16 protein-coding genes are annotated in these 20,933 nt (G+C 39.7%); 1 reads left to right on the top strand and 15 read right to left on the bottom strand.

Annotation, left to right across the window (positions count from 1 at the left end; translation table 11 throughout):
- Positions 1-76: 76 nt before the first annotated feature.
- The gene (locus BLQ87_RS15020) at positions 77-898 is read left to right on the top strand and encodes a helix-turn-helix domain-containing protein (protein WP_074608214.1); all 822 of its coding nucleotides are present in this window, start codon (positions 77-79) and stop codon (positions 896-898) included.
- Between the two features lie 55 nt (positions 899-953).
- Here BLQ87_RS15020 and BLQ87_RS15015 read toward each other — a convergent pair whose 3' ends face one another.
- The 15 genes from BLQ87_RS15015 to BLQ87_RS14945 form a co-directional block, all read right to left on the bottom strand.
- Positions 954-1,898, bottom strand: coding sequence for a hypothetical protein (locus tag BLQ87_RS15015; RefSeq protein ID WP_143010455.1), 945 nt, complete (start codon positions 1,896-1,898; stop codon positions 954-956).
- Between the two features lie 85 nt (positions 1,899-1,983).
- On the bottom strand, positions 1,984-2,844 hold the full coding sequence (gene rfbA, locus BLQ87_RS15010) for a glucose-1-phosphate thymidylyltransferase RfbA (protein WP_074608208.1): 861 nt from the start codon (positions 2,842-2,844) through the stop codon (positions 1,984-1,986).
- Positions 2,845-2,871: 27 nt separating this feature from the next.
- The gene (locus tag BLQ87_RS15005; protein ID WP_074608206.1) at positions 2,872-3,447 is read right to left on the bottom strand and encodes a DUF3109 family protein; all 576 of its coding nucleotides are present in this window, start codon (positions 3,445-3,447) and stop codon (positions 2,872-2,874) included.
- Positions 3,448-3,452: 5 nt separating this feature from the next.
- Positions 3,453-4,229: a DUF3108 domain-containing protein gene (locus BLQ87_RS15000; protein ID WP_074608203.1), complete on the bottom strand. Its 777-nt coding sequence runs from the start codon at positions 4,227-4,229 to the stop codon at positions 3,453-3,455.
- Between the two features lie 30 nt (positions 4,230-4,259).
- Positions 4,260-4,775 carry a DUF2480 family protein gene (locus BLQ87_RS14995; RefSeq protein ID WP_074608201.1) on the bottom strand — a complete coding sequence of 172 codons (516 nt, stop codon included), beginning with the start codon at positions 4,773-4,775 and terminating at the stop codon, positions 4,260-4,262.
- A 64-nt stretch (positions 4,776-4,839) separates the two neighbouring features.
- The gene (locus BLQ87_RS14990; RefSeq protein ID WP_074608199.1) at positions 4,840-6,936 is read right to left on the bottom strand and encodes a peptidylprolyl isomerase; all 2,097 of its coding nucleotides are present in this window, start codon (positions 6,934-6,936) and stop codon (positions 4,840-4,842) included.
- 128 nt (positions 6,937-7,064) lie between these two features.
- Positions 7,065-7,643, bottom strand: coding sequence for a hypothetical protein (locus tag BLQ87_RS14985; protein ID WP_074608197.1), 579 nt, complete (start codon positions 7,641-7,643; stop codon positions 7,065-7,067).
- Between the two features lie 46 nt (positions 7,644-7,689).
- Complete coding sequence (locus BLQ87_RS14980; RefSeq protein ID WP_074608194.1) at positions 7,690-9,000, bottom strand: BamG family beta-barrel-assembly machinery protein; 1,311 nt, start codon at positions 8,998-9,000, stop codon at positions 7,690-7,692.
- Positions 8,963-9,718: a type III pantothenate kinase gene (locus tag BLQ87_RS14975; protein ID WP_074608192.1), complete on the bottom strand. Its 756-nt coding sequence runs from the start codon at positions 9,716-9,718 to the stop codon at positions 8,963-8,965. Before BLQ87_RS14975 ends, BLQ87_RS14980 begins: the two co-directional genes overlap by 38 nt.
- Positions 9,719-9,807: 89 nt before the next feature.
- The gene (locus tag BLQ87_RS14970; RefSeq protein WP_245723861.1) at positions 9,808-10,716 is read right to left on the bottom strand and encodes a DUF6427 family protein; all 909 of its coding nucleotides are present in this window, start codon (positions 10,714-10,716) and stop codon (positions 9,808-9,810) included.
- A 101-nt stretch (positions 10,717-10,817) separates the two neighbouring features.
- A complete protein-coding gene (locus BLQ87_RS14965) occupies positions 10,818-11,804 on the bottom strand; it encodes a glycosyltransferase family protein (RefSeq protein WP_074608187.1) in 987 nt (328 codons plus the stop codon).
- Positions 11,805-11,833: 29 nt separating this feature from the next.
- Positions 11,834-12,685 carry a UDP-2,3-diacylglucosamine diphosphatase gene (locus BLQ87_RS14960; RefSeq protein ID WP_074608185.1) on the bottom strand — a complete coding sequence of 284 codons (852 nt, stop codon included), beginning with the start codon at positions 12,683-12,685 and terminating at the stop codon, positions 11,834-11,836.
- Positions 12,686-12,962: 277 nt separating this feature from the next.
- Positions 12,963-16,604, bottom strand: a complete 3,642-nt coding sequence (locus BLQ87_RS14955; protein ID WP_074608182.1) for a hypothetical protein — start codon at positions 16,602-16,604, stop codon at positions 12,963-12,965.
- 40 nt (positions 16,605-16,644) lie between these two features.
- On the bottom strand, positions 16,645-17,280 hold the full coding sequence (locus BLQ87_RS14950; RefSeq protein WP_074608180.1) for a hypothetical protein: 636 nt from the start codon (positions 17,278-17,280) through the stop codon (positions 16,645-16,647).
- Positions 17,265-20,927 (bottom strand): DUF6443 domain-containing protein, encoded by a 3,663-nt coding sequence (locus tag BLQ87_RS14945; protein WP_074608178.1) that lies wholly within the window; start codon positions 20,925-20,927, stop codon positions 17,265-17,267. The genes BLQ87_RS14950 and BLQ87_RS14945 overlap by 16 nt, the downstream gene beginning before the upstream one ends.
- Between the last annotated feature and the right edge of the window lie 6 nt (positions 20,928-20,933).

Raw genomic sequence — 20,933 nt, 5'->3', positions numbered from 1 at the left:
TCCAATTTTGGACAACGAATACAACAAAGGCAATTTTTGTTGTATTTTCAATTTAATAAATCACCACCCAGCGCATATGGAGCACACTTCAAAATACATTACTCCTGATATTAAGCTTTCCTCCTATGAGGACAAGCTTTTCAAGTCGGATGTTATATTTGACCACCATATGTTGATCTGGTTTATCTCCGGCGAAACAAAAATAATTCAGGCAGAAGAAAGTCATCATTTTAAAACAGGAGATATTTTTTTGATCCCAAGGAATCAGCCCGCTACGGTCATCAATTTTCCAAAAGACGGCTTGCCACACAAAACCGTAGTGATGTTATTATCAGCAAAAACACTTCGTAATTTTTATGCAGATATCGACATCACCACCAGCATTACCCCCATTCCAAAAATCCGAAGCTTCAACAGCCATCCCCTGCTCGAAAGTTGTCTTACCTCATTAATACCTTATTTTGAGATGCAGGAACTTCCCGAAAACATAGCCGCTTTAAAAATTAAGGAGGCAATCAGCATCCTGAGGGCTATTGATCCTGAAATTGACAGTGTATTGGGAAACTTTGAAGAACCGGGGAAAGTTGACCTGACCAGCTTTATGGAAAAGAACTATATGTTCAATATGACCATGGAGAAATTTGGATACCTCACGGGCAGAAGTATCACCACCTTTAAGCGGGATTTTAAGAAGAGCTATAACACAACACCCCAAAAATGGCTTACCCAAAGGCGCTTGGAACTCGCACATTACATGATTAGTGAACACCACAAAAAGCCAACCGAAATCATCTTTGAAGTCGGCTTTGAAAACTTATCCCATTTCTCTTTTATTTTTAAAAAGCAATTCGGCTACGCACCAACTGAATTATTGGAAGATAGCCTAAAAAGGATTTAAGCAATAAAAAAGCCCTGGCGATTATAATAAATACCAGAGCTTTTTTTGTTACCGTTTATCTTTTTTGATTCGCCTTCAAAAGGTCTATTTCTTTTTGTTGTCTTATTAAATGTAAAGTCAGCTCTTCAATCTTTTCTAAAAGTTTGCTATTGACTTCCCCCAAATTAACACCATTAGCTTTCACTTGTTCAGCAGAAGGAATTCCAGGCAGGTGCCCATGTTCTTCAATATATTTTTCGGTTTCCTGAAGCGTTGATAATGGATAAGATTTCTTAAATACGTAATCCGGCCAATTTGCATTTTCAACTTTTATCTCTTTTGCCCTGATATTCCCTTTAACTGATAATTTAGAGTCCGGAGTAGTTGTCCCAATACCGACATTACCATTTGCAATATAATGATTTCCATCACCCACAACCGTTAACAAACGGGATGAACTCAGGTCCACATCCAGGTGCTCAGGAACAACAAAAGCTTCAATCGGAGTTCCCGCAGGAGCTACATTTACCTTAATCTGATCCAGGGTAGAAACCTCCTCTACTTTATTCTGAAGATAAGTGATTTTCACTTTATAACCCGAATAAAACTGTACATCCAGATAAACCGGTAATCCTTTATTTACATACCCTCCATGAGAAGTACTAAGATCATATGGTGTACCTATTCCTATCTTAGCCGTATGCTGTACACCGTATCGCTCTACCAATCTCACCTTTGGGCTTCCATGATTAGCTCCCTGGCTATATCCGTTTTCAAGAACATATTTTTCATAGCCTGTTGCAAAGTTTTGATGAAACAATTCGATCATAATCAATCCTCCACTTTGCCAATGGAAGGAGTTGTAACCTACGGTAGCAATTTCATACCGCATCGCCGCTGTCCCATTAGCAAATAAAGTATTCGTAACTGATGTTCGCCATCCATTCTGATCAGCAGAAGACTGGGAAAAACCATAAAAAGAGACAAACACCAGAATACCTATAGCAAGAATTTTTTTCATATATTTATATAACATTTTTACATTAACACAAAATACTGCATTTAATACAAAAAGATAAAATATATTAAAAAATAAGCAATAATAATTACTTCACTATCTTCAACAGATAAGCGCCATATCCACTTTTTACCAACGGCGTTGCCACTGCTTTAAGCTGTTCTTTATCAATAAAGCCCATCCGGTAAGCCACTTCTTCAATACATCCGATTTTCAATCCCTGACGTTCTTCAATTACCTGTACAAACTGACCTGCCTGCATTAACGAAGCAAAAGTTCCGGTATCTAACCAGGCTGTTCCCCTGCTCAACACCCCAACTTTCAATTTCCCTTGCTCCAGGTAAACCTTATTCACATCTGTGATCTCATACTCTCCACGTGGGGAAGGTTTAATGTTTTTAGCAATCTCCACGACACTGTTATCATAAAAATAAAGCCCCGGAACCGCATAATCTGACTTAGGTGCTACCGGTTTTTCTTCGATAGATACCGCTTTGTTATTTTCATCAAATTCTACGACACCATAGCGTTCAGGATCAGAAACACGATAAGCGAAAACAACACCTCCATCCGGATCAGAACTCGCTTGCAACAGCCTCGCCATTCCATCACCATAGAAAATATTATCGCCCAATACCAGCGCGACTTTATCGTCACCAATAAAATCAGCACCAATCACAAAAGCCTGGGCCAGTCCATTCGGAACCGCCTGTTCCGCATAAGAAAACTCACAACCCAAAGCCTTTCCATCTCCTAAGAGTTTCTTAAAATTAGGGAGGTCATGTGGGGTAGAAATGATCAGAATTTCCCTGATTCCTGCCAGCATTAAGGTCGACAGCGGATAATAAATCATCGGCTTGTCGTACACAGGCATCATTTGCTTGCTCATTACTAGGGTTAATGGGTGCAATCTTGTACCGCTTCCCCCTGCTAAAATTATTCCTTTCAATTTATATAAGGTTTGGTTTGTATCGATCTATTGTTCTTCCTTTTTTAAGGACACGCTATTTTCCAGCTCTGCATACCATTCTGCGCCATACTTTCTGATGAGTGGCCCTTTCAGGAACTGATAAACAGGCACTTTTAATTCTCTACCAAAAGTACAGGCATCATGACAGATATGCCATCTGTCGTAATTTAAAACTTCAAACTCCGGATACTGTGTTACTCTGATCGGATACAAATGGCAGGAGATCGGCTTTTGCCATTCTACCAATCCAAGTTCATATCCTTTCTCTATTCCACATTTTGTAATTCCATTTTCAAAGGTCACATAGGCACATTCCTTATTCCCATCCACACAAGGAGTAGTCAGGTCGCCATCTGCATCTACCACAGAAGTCCCCTGCTCTTTGATTGCTTTGATCCCCTTTTCTTCCAGCAGGTGCTGGATTTTTGGATAAATATCTCTCAGGATTGCTGTTTCTGCTACATCCAATGGTGCTCCTGCATCTCCCTCCACACAGCAAATGCCTTTACACTTGTTCAGGTTACACACAAAGCTTTCGCTAATCAGGTCCTCATGTACGAGTGTATTCTGTACTTCTATCATTTTCTTTATTTTACTATTGCCAAAGGATACTTTAACCCATCAGCTGATTTAATTTCCATCGTCACTGCACCTACTAAGATTTCCACCTGGGCCTTTACAGGCACCCTGTTGCCATCATCAGTAATCCAGAGATATAATTTACTGTCTTTCTTAAAAATTCGCCCAGGCTTAATAGAAGGGCTAAATTTCAGACATTTGATTTTTCCTAATTTTGTTTTTACCGTTTCCCGGCCTACAAACTGTATTTCCAACTGATTGATCTCATCTCCAAGGAAGTAATTCACTTTCACCTCATCTCCGATATTCATTTTGGAAATGTCCAGACTTCTGGCAAAATAATAAGTGGATACCAAATCAAAAGTCTGGCTGTTTGGTGTTTTAAACGTGCCTTTTGTCGCCACTACTTTTTGCTCTCCCTGAGAAAACCTTGCTTTGTCTTCTCTTCGGTAACTTCCTTCGCGGATATTCTCCTGATAGAAATAAGGCTTAAGATTCACTTTATCAATATAAGAATCGTAATGATCCCTGATTTTATAAAAAATATCAAATGTTCCGGAAGTCGCCGCATCAACGGATAACCTGAAAGTAGGTTTTCCATCAAATTTAAGGTCAGAATCCATGACCTTCAATGTTCCTTCCGCCGCAGTGATGAAGCCATATCTTAATTTATATTTAAGCACCTCTCCAGCCTGAAAAACGGGTTCTTTAACAAAAGGAAGCTCCTGGGCCAATCCCCTGAAACTTAGTAATGCAATAGTGATGATCAATAATGATTTCTTCATATCAGGGTTAAAACAAAAAACAATCCAAACTTAATCCTTTCGCTTAAAAATCGGGACGGTAGAGCAAGGCTCACCGTACATAATGCTTTTTACGACCGGTGTCAACAGCCCTGTTATTTCCACATAAGCAGAAACCGGTACTTCAATATCTGCACATCCTTTGATCACGACTCTTTCTCCGGCAAATGTATTCAGGTCGATCTTTGCCAATGCTTTAGCAAAAAGCACTGATTCCAGCGTCTCTAAGCTACCAAAAACCACCTCATTTGCATAAGGTTTTAATTTATTGGCCAGCAGCATGTAAGCCCAGGTCGGTACAATCGCATCGGCACTACAGATGATGGCTATATTTTTACCGGTGTAAGCCGCCCAGTCGTGCGCTTTTATAAACTCCCGGAAATCTTTCTCCCGCAGCATCAATCCATGAAAAAGGTTATCCTTGATGTCATACACAACCCTTTCTCCGGTATGATAGTATTCTTCCAGATTTAACGTGATCAAGCCACTTGCAGCTACTTTATTAACGAAGTTCTCCTGAATGTCCATGGTAATTAAAATAAAAAAACCGGAAGCAATACTACTTCCGGTTACAAAATTACGTAAAATAAGATTAATAGAATTTCACCCTATTGTCTTTTATCTTGGCTTTATCCTGTAAAGCCTGGAATGCCGATCCTAAAGAACGCTGAGCAGCTGCCTGCATCATTGATTCTTTTTGTTTGTAAGTATTTGCCAGAGGAGCCGGGTTACCGAATCCATCAACAGTAAATACATACACACCACGCTCGCCATCTACAGGCTTAGAAAGTTTACCTGGCTGAGAACCGAAAACAGTTCCTACCAATTTATTTTCCTGCGCTGCACCCGGGATAATTGGGTTAGCAAATACCATGTTCTGAACTGGTGCTACCGGTTTTCCTAATTTCTGAGCTACCTGATCGATATTTCCTGCGCCTTGTAAAGCAGCATTAATTTTTTCTGTCAGCTGTTTTGCTTTCACTGCATTACGAACCATTGGTTCGATGTCTTTTTTCACTGCTTCCAATGACAATGGACCTTTAGGGTTAATACCAGTTACACGGGCAACTACGAATGAGTTCTCCATTTGATAGATTTCCTTCAGCACATCACCTTTATCTGCTGCATAAGCATCACGGATCAGCTGACGTGGGTTATCCAATCCAGGAGCAAAACCTTGTGATCCCGTTACTTTATCAGCAACACCTACAGTGTATTTATTTTTCTGAGCCAGTTCAGTAAAGTTATTGTCTTTAACCTCGCTTAAGAAGTTGCTTGCTTTTTTGTAAGCAGCATCTTTAGTTTTGCTACTTGCAGCAAGGCTTTTCTCTATGTAAGCCAGTTTAGCTACTTTAGAAGAACCGACTTGTTTTTCGATTTTAATCAGGTGAACACCAAATTGTGAAGTCACTACTTTAAGATCTCCGGCTTTACCGTCGAAAGCAGCAGTTTCAAATTCAGGAACCATTTGTCCACGGCTAAAAGTACCAAGGTCACCACCTTTGTCTTTTGATCCGTCAACGCTATATTGTTTAGCCAATGTTGCGAAGCTCGCACCACCCTGAACCAATGTTCTTAGTGAATCTGCCAGTTTTTTAGCCTTATCAACGCCACCTAATTTGGTAGGGTCAATCAGGATATGACTTGCTTTAACAGAGTCAGGAGAAAAACGGGTATCGATTACTTTAACCAATTTATAAGAGTTACCAGAGAATTTAGGACCGTAATAGCTGCCTGCAGGAAGATTAAAAACTACAGAATCAACAGCCGGATCTAATTTACCCTTGCTCATATACGTGTAAGGAACTTTAACATCAGAGTTTAAAGCAGCAAACAAAGAATCACTAGGTGCAGTTCTGAAGTCAGCAGCCAATTTATCTACCTGAGTTTTCACTGCAGCAGAATCTGCTGCCGTTGGGCTAACGCTGAAAGCTACATATTCGAATGAACGTGTTTCTGCAGGGTTCTCAAAACGTTTTTTGTTGGCATTATAATAATCAGAATAATCCGATTCAGTTGGTTTTACATTTGCATCAGGAATCGAAGCGTAATCAAGGCTTACATATTTGAAGTTTGCCAGTTTGTTACGGTTCTGATATTCGTCATTTGCTTCCAGCGTAGTTACGTATAAAGAGTTACGAACCAGGTTGGCATATTTTTGTTGTAAAGCCTGTTTAGTGATTTCAGTTTCCAATAAAGCCCACTGTTGGTTTAACTGTGGATTTTTTGCCCTTTGTTTCAGGGAAGTAATCACATCAGCGCGGTTCAACTGACCAGTCTGAGGGTTACCAAAATACTGAACGATCAGCGGACTAGGATTCTGACCCTGCATCAGGTCGAACAATTCATCACTGGAAACGTTCAAACCTAAGCGGCTGTATTCTTTACCTAAAAGAACTCCGGCCACTTCACCGTTCCAAACATTGTCTACAGCCATGGCTTGCATCTGGGCATTTCCTGAGCCACCATATTGCTGTTTAAACTGAGCTAAACTCTGGTCTACTTTAGGACCAAAAGTATCAATGCTAATTTCTTCACCATCAATTGATCCGACAACCTTTTGAGATTCGGCCCAGAAAGGCTTACCTACGTTAATTGCATCACCAACCAAAAATGCAACAATTGCAAAACCGATGGCACCGATCAAAATGTACCCTGCGCGATTCCGCAAAAATGTCATTAATCCCATAATATTCTTATTTATAAATCTTTTTTAAGAGGGCGCAAGATACAACTTTTGCGAAAAAAAGAAAATATTAAATTGTTTTTGATTAAGTATTTAAAAATTAAGGAAATATGACCTTTTGAATCCCCGGATTATTCCCCGAATTTTTTGTCCAGATAAGTCTCTCCAAATCCCTGCTCGAACTTAAAAACGCTGAAATCTTCCGTTGCACTGAAATTATTTGCGTTAACCATGGTCCCGTCTGGTTTCGTCACCACTCCGCTTGGAGCAAAAAACATCCGTTTATTCTGGTCCCAGGTCAGCTCTTCTGTATTGAAGGTAAGCCCTTCATTGACCACGATGACATTCCGTTTAAAGATCACCAGTTTTTCCGATTCCCGCTGAATCGCATAGTCGGAAGTTACCGATCCCTTGACCGCTTGTTTTTCATTCAGAAAATTGATTTTTACCCCCTCAGGCATCTCCTGATAAATCGCACCACTTTTAGGTGTAATTTTATCCAGTATCGGGGCCGTAGCTTTTGCTTTTACCAGTGCCGAATCACTATAGATGATCTCGACTCCAATGGTCCGGTCCCTGTTCAGAATGAGCTTATCCTTCGCAGAAAGCGGGGCTGCTTTTTTCAGGTCATCATCTCCACAGGAGCTTAAACAGAGCTGGAATAAGCAAAGTATCGCGATTCCAAATAATGTTGTTGCCCGGGATTTCATGATGATGATATTAAAAAAATGGTTCCGGGTCTAAACCCGGAGCTCATTAATAAAGTTTGTTCTTAATAAACCAGGTATCGTTAAGCGTAAAGCCGATATGGAAATTGATGTAATTCTCTTTAACCAGGCTGTTCGTTAATGTTCCTCTTTGTCCGATCTCCGTGGTGAAGTTCAGTTTGTAAACCGAATACCTGTTGGATGCCAAAGGTAAACCCAGTCCAAAAGTAATTGCCTGTTGTTTGATGTCCTGACCTGCAGTCTGGATATAAGTCTTGTCGTACATGAAACCCAAACGGTAGTCTACACGCTTAAAGTAGCTCCCGATAGAAGTAATGTCCGGAGTATACTGTCCGCCGGCAGAAACACCCCAGCTATCCTGTAATCCCTGATTTACACCATCAATGGCTAATTTTTTCCAGCCACCCATTCTATAATCAGCACCGAACATCCATTTATTGTCCCTTTGAATGGTAAATCCAAAGCTATGTGTCAATGGCAATTTTAATTTCGTTTCTTTACCTGGTATGGAAGAAAGCGTATCTATGACACCACCTTCAGCACCGGATGCGTCCTTAATATACTGACTGGCAAGATAAGTTCTTGTAGAGTTGAGAGAAGAACTGGCCGAGCCTGAATATCCAAGCGTAATTCTCTTCTTAGCTCCCAATGGAATCTCATATTGAGCACCATAAGAGAAACTCACACCACCAATACTATTTTTATCTGTTTCTCTGGAATATTTTGAAGCGATTCTATCCAGCTCGATAGAACTGCTTTTTTGCAGGTTTCCGAAGATGTATTCCACGTTTCCACCGATCCTGAAATGATCACCAATTTGCTGACCAAAACCCAGATAAGCTTTAGACAAACCACCTTCTCCGGTATAAATACTTGTCGAATTGCTCGTATCGACCTTTCCTGTTTTTGTATATTCATACCCGACCTGAGTATACGGCATTAAACCAAAACTAATTCCGGATTTACCATTCTTGATTGGGAAAGCAAGTGCAATATGACTCAATGAAGCATTAAAGCTTTGCTCCGACAGGCTTCCCTGTTTCAGTGTCGTGAAAGATCCCGACATTCCTATATCCACCGTAGTCAGGTTAATTCCAGAATAAGAGGCCGGATTTTGCATGTTGATATTGCTATATCCACTTGGCTTATAAACACCGGTAGAGATGCTTCCCATAGCCTTCAATTGTGGAAGGACCAACGGTTTGACATTTCCAAGTCCAAACTGAGAATATGGAGATTGAGAAGTAACCTGTGCCTGGGCAGTAATGCCGGTAAACAAGGCCAATACGGCTGCTATATAATTAATTTTTTTGTACATATTCAAATGCAATGACTTCATTTAATCCTTTTAATACCAAATACGGATCGTGAGTAATTTGAGGCGCAAAGATGCTGTTTTTTAATTGTTTCAGCAAAAATGTCGCGCTACCCCCTGTTATCAATACCGTCAGGTCGTTATTTTTATTATTTTGTTGGGTGATAAACCCTTCAACTTCATTAATTACTCCTTGTAAAACACCATTTTGAATGGCGGTAATTGTATCTGTCCCCTCGGGGATCTCTCCTTCTTCCCTATCCCAGTCTACCAAAGGCAAACGCCCCGTATAATGATTTAATGCTTTAAAACGCATTTCTATTCCCAAGCTTATGCTTCCTCCAAAATATTCACTTTGGGCATTTAGCAGGTCGTAGACAATGCAGGTTCCGGCATCGACAATAAAACAGTTTTTCGCAGGGTAATAATAATGGGCTGCAATAACTTTCGCCCAGCGGTCTAATCCCAGCGTGGACGGTGTTTTATAGTTGTTTTTTACCCCAATATTGCTCCCGGTTGAAAAAGAAATGTAAGTGGTATTGGCTTTCAAAACACCGATTACTTCTTCTAATTCAGGACCTACACTGGATATTGTGGAGCAGCTGATCTGGTATTGTTTAATTAAATCCAGTATTGCATCCGGTGTAATTTGCTTCAGAACCTGAGCATGAACCATTGTTCTGTCTTTAAAAACAGCAATTTTAGGGTTCGTATTTCCAATATCTATTACCAGATTATGCACTCAGGGCGTGTTCTAATACATAAACAAACTTCATGTCACAAAGCTATTAATCTTTAGCAAAGAATAAGGTTCCAAATTGTTAAAAAAAGTTAAACAAACAAAAAGTACTGAATAGCGAAAACTAAAATCAGGAACAAACTTTCGTAAAACCATCGTTTTCTGGCATTTGAGAAATAATAAGCCAATAAAACCGAGCCAGGAGGCACGCACAAAAGGAAGTGATAAAGGCTGAAATCAGGCTTGGTATACACACTTATAATGGCCACCAGAAACATGATAAACAGCATCTGAAAAGCCTTTCTCGTACTGATAAAACTGCGGAAGAAATTCTCTCTCAGCTGGATCATGGCAAGCACCATCATCACCAGTACCGGAACGAGTACCAGGTAATCGTTATAATTGATTTTAAAGACCGAAGGAAATTTATTCGCCAGTGGCAACCAAATCTTATAAAACATGGAAAGGTTATCATTCCAATAATAAAAAACCCATACAAAAAAGAAGATCGTTAAAAAGCCAACCAGGCCAGCCATCCATTCCCTTCCGTTAAAAGAGCGGTAAAGCAACAGCGTGAACCAGATCATCACGAGCATCACAATAAATGGAAAATAGATCAGGGTACCGATTGCAATGATCATCCCAATATCAAACATGATCATCAATGCATTCGGAGATTTGCCCACCTTCAGGAACTTATCCATGATCCAGATCAGCAGGAAATTACAGATCAGCGTAGGACTTAAGACAAGAAAAGGCATAAATAAACCAGCTGCAGTGACATACAACAGTGCAGGCAGGAACCCGGGCTTATTCAATAAACCGTGATTGTTGACCACCCTATTGAACAAAATCGCCTGAACATAGATGATGATCGCGGCAAAAAAAGCATTCCCAATAGGAGAAAAGGTATTTTGAACCGGAATCTGGATAAAAAACTTGGTATAGGGTTCCAGAAACTCAAAGTTCAGCTGTGCCGGAGGATCTGCAAATATAGCCATGCGCATAAAAAAAGTATATGCGAATAACAGGAGCAGGTTTATAGGGTTTAAATTTCTAAATTGATTGATCATGCCTGTATACTAAGGCAAAGTAAAGCAAATTATCTGGCAAAATCCTTTACTACTTTATCAATTACAGCGGCTGTTTCGTCCGGAAAATGAAACTGATGCTCCTGAGGATTATTTACCCAGTTTTTTATGATTGGCAACCAATTTCTGTTACTTCCCCAGATCACCGGCAAACCGAATTTCTTTAATGCGAAAGCATTACATTGCTGTTCATACTGAAATTTCATCGGCGCAACGAGCAGCTTCTTTCCCAGAAATAAGGCTTCTGCTGGTCCTTCAAAGCCTCCTCCGGTAAACAAACCTTCGCAGGAAGCCAGGCTTTTATTGAAGAGTTCATTATTTACCGGACTCACGGCAACATTTCCATCTGTATAACTGATTTTGGTATGTTTAGAGAAGACTTCCCATCTCACCTGCGGAACCTGTTTCAGGATCGGAACTAAAAACTTATCGTCTATTGCCGGAAGGTATACGGAATAATGGCCCAGATTGCTGACCACCATATTGCGAATCTCCGCACGGATTACCGGGGTATAGATAAAATCATCATAACGTTCAAAATGAAAACCGACATAATGACTTGCCGGAGCATAATATTTCATCACCAGCTGCGCCCAGTCAATACTTTTAGGCTTCGGCACTTTTCGCGACTGAAAAGAGGCCTGATGACTTAATCCAACACTTTCTATGCCTTGTGTTCTACAGGCCCAGGCGGTTACAGGTTCAAAATCATTCAGAATCAAATTGTAATCCCTCAGCGGGATGGTCTTCATGTCTTTCATAAAACGCGGAAGGTTCATCGTCTTCCAGGTCGCATAGTGATCTACACCACCTTTTTTACCGAAGACGAAGCTGAATCCATGGAGTTGATATTTCACTTCCTGAACCAATTTCACATCAGCCTGTGTACCGCTGACCAATAAATCAACTTCTCCATACTGCTGCAATAAGGGAACGATTTCCCTTGCCCGGCTAATATGTCCGTTCCCTGTACCCTGAATAGCGTATAGTATTTTCATTCGCACCGAATATCTACAATTTTTATGCGCTAGACAATTTCTAATTTAATCTTTTGAAGCAAGGCATTGATATCGAGCTTACTGTGAAGGTCTTCACTATCGGAGAGCTCGCCTTCTTCCACTTCATCTTTTTCAAAATCCTTATGATCGTATTTGAAAATCTTCCATGCCTTATCACTGTATTCCAATGCGGTCAGGTTTTCTACCCAATCTCCGCTGTTTAAATACAACACCGAACCTTCTTCTGTTGTTACCGTTCTCATTTCGGGCTGGTGGATATGGCCACAGATCACATATTGATAACCGTTCTCTACTGCCAGTTCTGCGGCCGTAGATTCGAACTTATTGATAAACTTAACCGCGTCTTTAAATGCGGCTTTGATCTTTTTGGAAAAACTCATTTTATCCCTGCCTACCAGCTCCAGGCACCAATTTACCAAGCTGTTGATCAGGATCAGGGTATCATAACCTACGGCACCTAGTTTGGCCAGCCATTTGGAATGTTGCATCGTTACATCAAAGATGTCCCCATGAAAAAACCAGGCTTTCTTACCGTCCAGTTCAATCACCAGCTTATTCTGAAGGTGAAAAGCACCCATGTGCATGTCTGCAAATTTCCGCAGCAATTCATCATGATTCCCCGTCAGGTAATACACCGGCACTCCTTCTACTACAAATTTCATGAGCTTGCGAACCACCTTCATGTGGGTTTCCGGCCAGTACCGTTTGCTGAATTGCCAGATGTCGATGATATCGCCATTGAGCACGAGCATCTTTGGTTTAATGCTCTTCAGGTATTTTAGTAATTCTTTTGCGTGGCAGCCATAAGTTCCAAGATGAACATCTGAAATTACGGCAATATCCACTTCTCTTTTAGACATCATCTTCCTCCATTGTCAGTTCGTAAGGACTGAAAAAGAATGCAACCAATACAATTAAGCATATTATCAAAAACAACTCCTGCATAGGGATAACAGTTTAAGTTTATGATGCAAAGGTGCAACACAAGGATTAACAGGCTGTTAAGTAAATATTATTTGTTAAGCAAGCTACATCAATAACTCCCCAATTAACAAAAGCCCGTTTACCCGGGCTCTGGATATTCCATTTTTAAAATGAATAGATTATAACCCCTGCTGATCAGCAGGGGTTATAAAATTAATATGTTTCTATATGTTCAACCTCAATATAACTACCTGCCTGAACCTGTAAGCTTGTACTTCCCGTAGTCCCAGTGATTGGTATATTAACATATTGCTCAACTTGCTGCCCGTTACTGATCGAATCATATCTTATCTTGAATCTCATTGTTTTGCTTGTATTATCGCTATAAGAACGTTTCGCACTTATGCTAACAGAGGTTAGAGAAGGATCAGTTGAATACACAAAATAGTAAGATGGAGGACAAGCATTTTGGTTAAAATCAGATACAACAAATCTGGTCTTATTGTAAGTAAAACTAAAAGGGTTATTGTCTATTTGTTCTTGTAATTTGTTCCCCGTAGTTCCCAGATAATTATTATATTCCAGATCGTTCACAGTTTCACATATGGTATTCGCGGTATTCTGCCAATTTCCTGCAGTATTTGCATAATTATAATTATAATTCGCTATAATATTCTTCGAGTTATCTTTTATATCTGATAATTGTGCAAGCGAATTAAAAGCATAAAACTTAGTACTTCCTGATGGATTTGTTTCAGAGCTCATACCAATCAAAGGCTTATAAGTATATGATGAAAATAAAGCATCCTTAGGATAAACAGACACGTCATCAATTGGGCCGACTGAACTAATCACCTTATTATCAATTGTATAATCCTCCAACTGATATTTCCATTTAGTTCCAATATATTCCCAATAGGCCAACACATAAGATTTTGTATTTGGTCTTACAAAAGGGACCGTATAACTACCTAAATGCCTCTTTTCGCCTGTATGTGCTTCACCTACAGAACCGGAAAGACGACCTTCAAATCCTTCATAGAAGAATTCATTATATTCAGAGTTCAACACTTTTGCTATTGGATATTGTTGATTGTAACCCCATGCAAAAGAAGTTTTTGAGGAATTGTTGCTGGAGTAAGTAAGGACATTACCTTCGTTGTCATATTTGTGATACTGGGCATCCAAATTATCTAAATTGACACCTGCATATCTTGATTTAAGTATTTCTGGTAAAAAGAGATGATTTCCTCCGAAAGTATGCTTTTTATATATTGTACTTTCTCTTTTTAGAAACGTGGAATTGACATAGGTTTCAACTTCCAAAACAGAAGAGATCATGTTCTTACCGACCATCTCGTCTATCACCAAAAGGTCAGAACTGGAAAATGTATTACTTAAACTTGATTTATCTGAGGGATACTTATAAATTGTTTTTAACTCTTTCCCATCGCTTTTCTCTAAAACTTCATTTTTCAAAAGATTCGTGAGGTCATTATACTCAAACGTTTTTACAGAACTCAAGGAACTATTGTCATTCTGATTATAGTTGGTCACAGTTGTTTTTATAATATATGGTTCAAATAAAAACTTCTTATAAGCATGTATTTGAGCACCTATAGGTTCATTCGCTGAGGTTGCAGTGATATCAACAACTCTGACATGATCGTTAAAACGATCAGGATTTTTATTATACTCATAAGCATTGGTACTCAGCAATTTATTCACAGATGTATAGGATCTTTCAGTTAAAAGTTTGCCCCTTACATAACTCATATCAGTAGTCTTGATATTCGTAAATGATGCCATATGATAATATCCCGAATTAATAATTGCTGTATTTCGATAAAGGATACTATCATGATTAGAATAGTTATAGATTTTATAACTTCCATCGGGGAATTTCTCTTTTATCTCTGAATAGGTTACATGATTTCCATTGGTAAAACTTAAGGGGAATGCAGTTCTGTTACTAAAGAGCCAATAACTTCCTGTAGCACCGGCACACGGCACATTAAGCCCCGCATTACCAACGCACATACTTGATACAGGATAAAGCTGTTCAAAATAAGTGGGCTTTCCTCCCAGTATTCCAGATGATGTGGTTGGAAAAGAAGCTGAAGATTTCACGTAAGAAAATTCTCGGATGTTTGGAATAGCATCTCCAGTCTTGGAGATAATTTTTTTAATACGTAAGCCTCCGGCGATCTTTTTTTGACCAAACCCAAGACTGGTTAAACTAAAATTTGGCGTTGTATCATATGAATTAATAATGGATGAATAATCATTTGGTTCGTAAACGAACTCTGTTTGTCCTCCTGTTGGGTAGAATACATGAGAAAGTGTTCCTTCCAACAAGAATTCGGCATTCGCATCTCTTGAGGTTGTGTAAGCGTTAATGTCAGCCGGACTTATCTTACTGTTGTCGACATGATCAAAATAATTATAGTTATTAAAAAAGCCCCAATGATCGGTTTTCATGGAAGCGTAGCCAGGTAAATCAAAATACTCGCTGTCATAGTAATAAAATTCATATGGATTCTTACTTTTTATGCGGGTAGCATCTTTCTCTTGAACAGAAGTCAACATCAGGCGACTATCTAACTGATCCTTATAAGTAAAATCAAATTGTTTGATCAATTTTTCTGTAAAATTATCCTTTACACTGATATTGATTAACTTATACCATTTCGACCCCTCATTACCGATATCCTGATAGAAAGTAGGTGGCGCTCCGGGATTATTAAAATAGAATGGTGAACTATCCCGATGAGCGAGTTCATTTGTTTGAGACCTTGTAAAAGTAACGGTCTGGCCTGGTGTAACAATTTCTTTCAGATAAACAGGATTCAATAACGTATGTACTATTTTTGGTGAACCTGTTGAAGAAGAATGATTTCCATAATTTGCATAATAATAGCTACTCCAGGAATCGGAACTGATTATAGTGTATCCACCCCTTTCATAATTAAGAATTGTTTCTGTCCCGCTTTGTGGGATAACTTTAGTAAGCATCCAGGAGGTTGCTGTTACAGAATTATATGTCTCGTCTCTACGGCCCTCATTTCTGCTAAACTCGATTGACTCAGCTGTTCCGCCAAAAACATATACAACTCCGTCGGGAGTAGTCAACTCTATTTTATCTATAATTCTGGCAAGAGGTATAGATTGGAATCCTTGACTACCTTCCAAATCAAAGGAATTAGTTGTCATTGAAATCTTCGTTCCTTTTGCATTTGAAGATCTAACCTTCCACTGCCCTTGATGATCAAGAAAAAAACTGCCGGAAAGTCCATTAAAATTAAAAACGAATTCATCAGGCGATGGTGACGCACTTAAATCCGATGGAGGAAATGTAACATAATTCTGGATAATAGGACCTAAAACAGATGCAGTAGACCAATTGTTATCATCACTTAATAAGCCATAATTGAATAAATAAGACTTTGTATTCGGATTCGCTGCATCAGCCGTAGATACGATAATTTCATCAGCGTCCCCATTTGCAATCCGGGTAATCATCCCCCCAGCAGTTAAATTCCAGTTAAGGCCAACCCAACCCGGATGGTTATCAGTTCTTACACCGAGCGCCTGATAAGATAGTTCTATAGGAATAGAAATCCCCTTGTCATCAATAGTATGAATTGGAATAGAAACAGATGCAAGTCCATTAAAATAATTAACAGGAATCTGTCCATATGTTCCCAAACTTGCTGCGTTAGGTGTAGGAAACGAAACGGGAGGCTTTTTTTGAGCTAAAACATTTGGACAAATCAGGATAGAAATCACAGCTAGTGTCTGCATTTTTCTAATTACTTTTACAATAGCTTCGTTTAGGTTACTGGTTTTTATCATTACAATGGTTAAGAATTAAACAGGGAAGTTGATTTGATCATTACTTATGATAAATAGCTAAAATTTTGTCAAGATAATCTTTTGCAAGGTCTCCATTGGTAAAAGTATAAGGGGTATACGCCCTACTATTAGGGTCGTAAGCCCTCAATTGAGAAGACCTTAAAATTAACAAATGCGCAGGCCATGTATCGACTAGACTTCCTTTAAAGAATAAAGATACAACACGTGTTTTTCTATTAACATCCAGAGAATCTATTTTAGAATCATCATTTACTAAATGGGCGTTTTGAACTTCATAACTATAACGAATTGAATATTGGCCAATGCGTTCAGGATTTGATCTATTGGTTTTGAACCACGGCAAAAACATTTCAAGGTCACTTTGACCAACAAAATAGGTGATTTGTATTGAGTCCTTTGTCATTGAACTCACTAGGAAAACACCCATAGGTGCAATAGTGAATTCTTGCAATTGATTCCCTTTTTTATCAAAAAGCTGAACTGAAGGGGCCCCTTCTCCGCTCGTACGTCTAATACGTATGATATCATGTTCACTAGGGCAAACCTGATAGAATACATTGGGCCCTTCAACTTCATTAAAGTCTAGGCGTCCACACCCTACAGCAAACAACCACAAGTATAATAGTAGAAACAGTTTATTTATCTTAGATCCCATATTCTTTTACTATTTTTCATCATACCCTGACTTGTGGTTACATTTTCATAACCTAATCGCTGAAAGAAATTTGAGCCTGGGTGTTCTCCAAATGCAGGTGCCCCGATTTTTCGAGCTTCATTCTGCCAATATGTAGTCCTGAAGACGATCCCAAATTTGCTGTTGCCTGATAAATTGAATCCACCGGCCGTAAGCATAAAATCTAACTTAGATTGACCAGTAATCGCTGCGGCCCTTCCAGCAGCAAAATTGCCTACATCTCGGGCTGATACATATACCCCTTCTGAAATCTGAGATCCGGCATACATTCCCCCTCCATTTTGAGTTTTATAGTCATATGGGTCATTTCCACCACCATTGATTGCATAGTGCATCCTGCCCAGATAATTTCCAAGATTATCAGTTGCACCCTCAATACTATTATTAAAGCGATCTAACCAGCCCCTTGCCTGAAATGAGCCAAAGTCAATCTTTCCAGCTGGATCTTCACTTCCATCAAACTCTGTAAAGGAATTCCACATTAATGTTTCCCCCATTTTCTTCCCACCACGGGAAGTACTTGCTTTTGGCTTTTCTTCTATATCCTTTTTCGTTTTTGCGTCGTCATGTTTATAAACGCCTAAATCTCCATCATTATACACCGCTAGGACATTACCGAACTTATCAGTATGCGTTGACTCTCCCTTCATACCCGAAGGATCAATGAATCTAAGTGGATTATTAAAGACATAGACATAAGAACTAGTCTTTCTATCAAGTTCAGCCAACGGGTCTACGACGTTCCAGCGGCCTATTACCGGATCATAGAACCTTGCCCCATAATCATACATCTTTTCCTGATCCTGCTTCTCTTTCCCATTATACTGATACTTGTTCTCGATCCCTGAAAGTGTTCCTTGTATGCCAAGTCCAAAAGGATAATAATCTGTCTCCTGAATTTTTCTTGCAACCCCAGCATTCATATCAAAGTACAACCGTCCATTTCCAAGGTGATCACTCAGCGCATACTCATAACTGTAATTTGTGGCACTATTGCGAACAACCCTTCCAGCTTCTGTACTCACAAATTTCATTACCCCATCTTCGTATTGGATACCACTAATATACTCATTAAATGAATTTACAGCACCTGTAACCTGTTTCCTTAGTTTGCCGCCATTTGCGTCATAACCATAAGCAATCAAGGCTCCATTGGCATTAACCGTTGCAGGGAGATTCAATATATTATAGGTAATTCCTGCCAAATTATTTCCTGCATAGCTCGCATTACTTCGGGAAATCATGTTCCCATTTAAATCATAAGTATAGGAAGTAGCACCAGGTAGCTGGAAACTAACATCCGTATTGCTAGTATTCTCATCGGTAACCGTATTTAATTTATTCCCAGCGTAACTGTATGTCAACTGATCAATTAGAGTATTTGCGGAATGACGTTGCAGGCTGGTAATATTCCCCATCACATCATATCCGATCTGTTCGTTGTTATTGCCGGTACTAACCCCACTATTCAGACGATTCAACTTGTCGTAAGTGTAAGTATAAGCCTTGGATAGTCCGGTATTTATACCCCATTTCTGCATGCTGATGTTTCCGTTATATTGTGGAATTAGTCCTGCGGAATCCTTTTCATATTTCAATTCAGTTGCAAATAGAGGTGCAGAGGTCCTTTCTATCCAGCCTCTGGGATTATAAACATAGTCCACCTTCTGGGCAAAACTAGCTCCATCATTGGTGCTATGCAGTTCTTTACTAGTTACCTGACCAACTTCATTATAGTTAGTTCTGGACAGGACAATCATTGGATTAGTCGTTGCTGAATTATCTCCGGTCTTTTGTTTAGTATCTGTTTTTCGCCCCTGATGGTCATAGGCAAGTTCATTATAAACATATAGTTTCTCTGCTCCTAAAACAAAATGCTTTCTGGTACTATTAACCAGCTCTCCGGGGAAATTGTAAGTATTGGTTACTTCATCATAATTATCAGGGCTAACTTCTCCTCCCTTATAGTGCTGCTGAAGTGTCTTCACTACCCGGCCTTCATCATCATAATATTGGACATTCCATAACATATGATTAGTACCCAGAACATTGATACGACTTACAGTTGGAAGCCCCTTCAACATCTTACTATAACTACCTGAAAGATTATATGGTGGAATAGTCGGTAATCCTGGAACGGAATAGTCATCATAATAATTAATTGCTAATATGGTCGTAATAAAACTGTTGTGAGGGCTACTCAGTCCATTATAACCATTACCCGACTCAACACGCTCCTCCCAAAGCACAGTATCTCTATCTAAGACAGACTGAAAAACTTCACGCTGAGAAATATTAGCTACACTTCCAGGGGGACTGCAGATCCCTGTTAACACTACCCGTCCCAAAGCATCATATTTAGTAAACATATATTCCTGGGGTGCCTTCGCTCTCTGTGATGCATCCTGGGTAGCCACCACTTGATCCAGTTTATTGTACAATAGAAATTCCCAGCCTTTTCCAGGCAACCTCTTTTCTATTAGTCTCTTTCTGCCATCATAACGATATTGATAACAAAAATTATCGAGCACATCCTGGGTAGGCACGATGATCGCATCCGGATTAGCTCCAGGAGGCAATACAAAGCTTAGATTTCCAAAGTCGTCATAAACATAATAAGTAGACAACACTTGTATCGTTGTTCCTGACTTATTAAACAACCTTTTCAACACCACTCTTCCCTCTTTATCCTTATATTCCTCTACCGTTCCTGCCTTTCCGTCAGCGGTAGTCCAGTTTTCATCTTTACTAATGGTCACATAAAGCTGATTAGCCCCATAATAACCAGTACCAGATAAGGTCCTCTTATAGGCTTCAGCCAAAACAGGTGAGGCGCTATATAACCTAACCGCAAGGCCCGTTGTGGCATAATCGATCAGATCGTTATTACTCCCATAACTGACTGCAACTGTTCTCCCAGTCGTGGTTCTCGTCGCTGCAGGTTGCCATGCAGCTCCCGGAGCTCCCTGTTCCAACACCCTGTTTAAAGGCGAAGCTTCAAAGATCGTTTTAGAAAAGGCCGTATTAGGGATAGCCGTTACCCCTGGGGCAGCCCAGCCAGTCGTTGTTCCCGGAGTGGTATAAAAGGAATTTTGCTCCGTCAACGCGTCAGGTTTATAGCTTCCGTTACTTGTCGCCAATGTTCCTGAGTAAGGCAAATATTTTTTCTCCTCCCGTCCAAAAGCATCATAGGCAACCGGCGTAATCAGGTCGCGAAAGGTTGGACTTCCATGAACATTGATCATTTGAACAGGTCTACCGAGACCATCGAAATACTGGATCACCTGATTTTCTTCGCAGGTTTTGCGTATAACTCCAATATTTTCCGCAGTCACATTTGGAACTTTGAAAGTTCGGGTCAGGATATAATTTTGGTAAGCACTTGGCTGAAAGATTTGATCGACACAATGCTGAAGCCCTCCATCGATGAAGACCCGGAGTGTATCTCCCGCAGGAACATGAAAACCGGGTTTAAGGGTTACACTTCTTGACGCACTAATTGTTTTCTGTTTAGTATAACTGCTAACTTCGATATCTGGCTGTTGTGCATAAATAGGTCCAATCGCGAGTAAAAGTAGCAGCCCCGGGAGCATTAATTTGATCTTCATTTTTTT

Origin of the sequence: Pedobacter steynii (assembly GCF_900103665.1) — a bacterium.
Taxonomy (GTDB): Bacteria; Bacteroidota; Bacteroidia; order Sphingobacteriales; family Sphingobacteriaceae; genus Pedobacter; species Pedobacter steynii.
Note: the sequence above shows the minus strand (reverse complement) of the source record. Positions and strands in the feature narration are given on the sequence as shown.

Coding starts and splice junctions, on each gene's coding strand:
- BLQ87_RS15015 (WP_143010455.1), bottom strand. CDS start 1,898: ATGAAAAAAATTCTTGCTATAGGTATTCTGGTGTTTGTCTCTTTTTAT.
- BLQ87_RS14980 (WP_074608194.1), bottom strand. CDS start 9,000: ATGAAGTCATTGCATTTGAATATGTACAAAAAAATTAATTATATAGCA.
- BLQ87_RS14970 (WP_245723861.1), bottom strand. CDS start 10,716: ATGGCTATATTTGCAGATCCTCCGGCACAGCTGAACTTTGAGTTTCTG.
- BLQ87_RS14995 (WP_074608201.1), bottom strand. CDS start 4,775: ATGGACATTCAGGAGAACTTCGTTAATAAAGTAGCTGCAAGTGGCTTG.
- BLQ87_RS15020 (WP_074608214.1), top strand. CDS start 77: ATGGAGCACACTTCAAAATACATTACTCCTGATATTAAGCTTTCCTCC.
- BLQ87_RS14960 (WP_074608185.1), bottom strand. CDS start 12,685: ATGTCTAAAAGAGAAGTGGATATTGCCGTAATTTCAGATGTTCATCTT.
- BLQ87_RS14955 (WP_074608182.1), bottom strand. CDS start 16,604: ATGATAAAAACCAGTAACCTAAACGAAGCTATTGTAAAAGTAATTAGA.
- BLQ87_RS14950 (WP_074608180.1), bottom strand. CDS start 17,280: ATGGGATCTAAGATAAATAAACTGTTTCTACTATTATACTTGTGGTTG.
- BLQ87_RS14985 (WP_074608197.1), bottom strand. CDS start 7,643: ATGAAATCCCGGGCAACAACATTATTTGGAATCGCGATACTTTGCTTA.
- BLQ87_RS14965 (WP_074608187.1), bottom strand. CDS start 11,804: ATGAAAATACTATACGCTATTCAGGGTACAGGGAACGGACATATTAGC.
- BLQ87_RS15005 (WP_074608206.1), bottom strand. CDS start 3,447: ATGATAGAAGTACAGAATACACTCGTACATGAGGACCTGATTAGCGAA.
- BLQ87_RS14990 (WP_074608199.1), bottom strand. CDS start 6,936: ATGGGATTAATGACATTTTTGCGGAATCGCGCAGGGTACATTTTGATC.
- BLQ87_RS14945 (WP_074608178.1), bottom strand. CDS start 20,927: ATGAAGATCAAATTAATGCTCCCGGGGCTGCTACTTTTACTCGCGATT.
- BLQ87_RS15000 (WP_074608203.1), bottom strand. CDS start 4,229: ATGAAGAAATCATTATTGATCATCACTATTGCATTACTAAGTTTCAGG.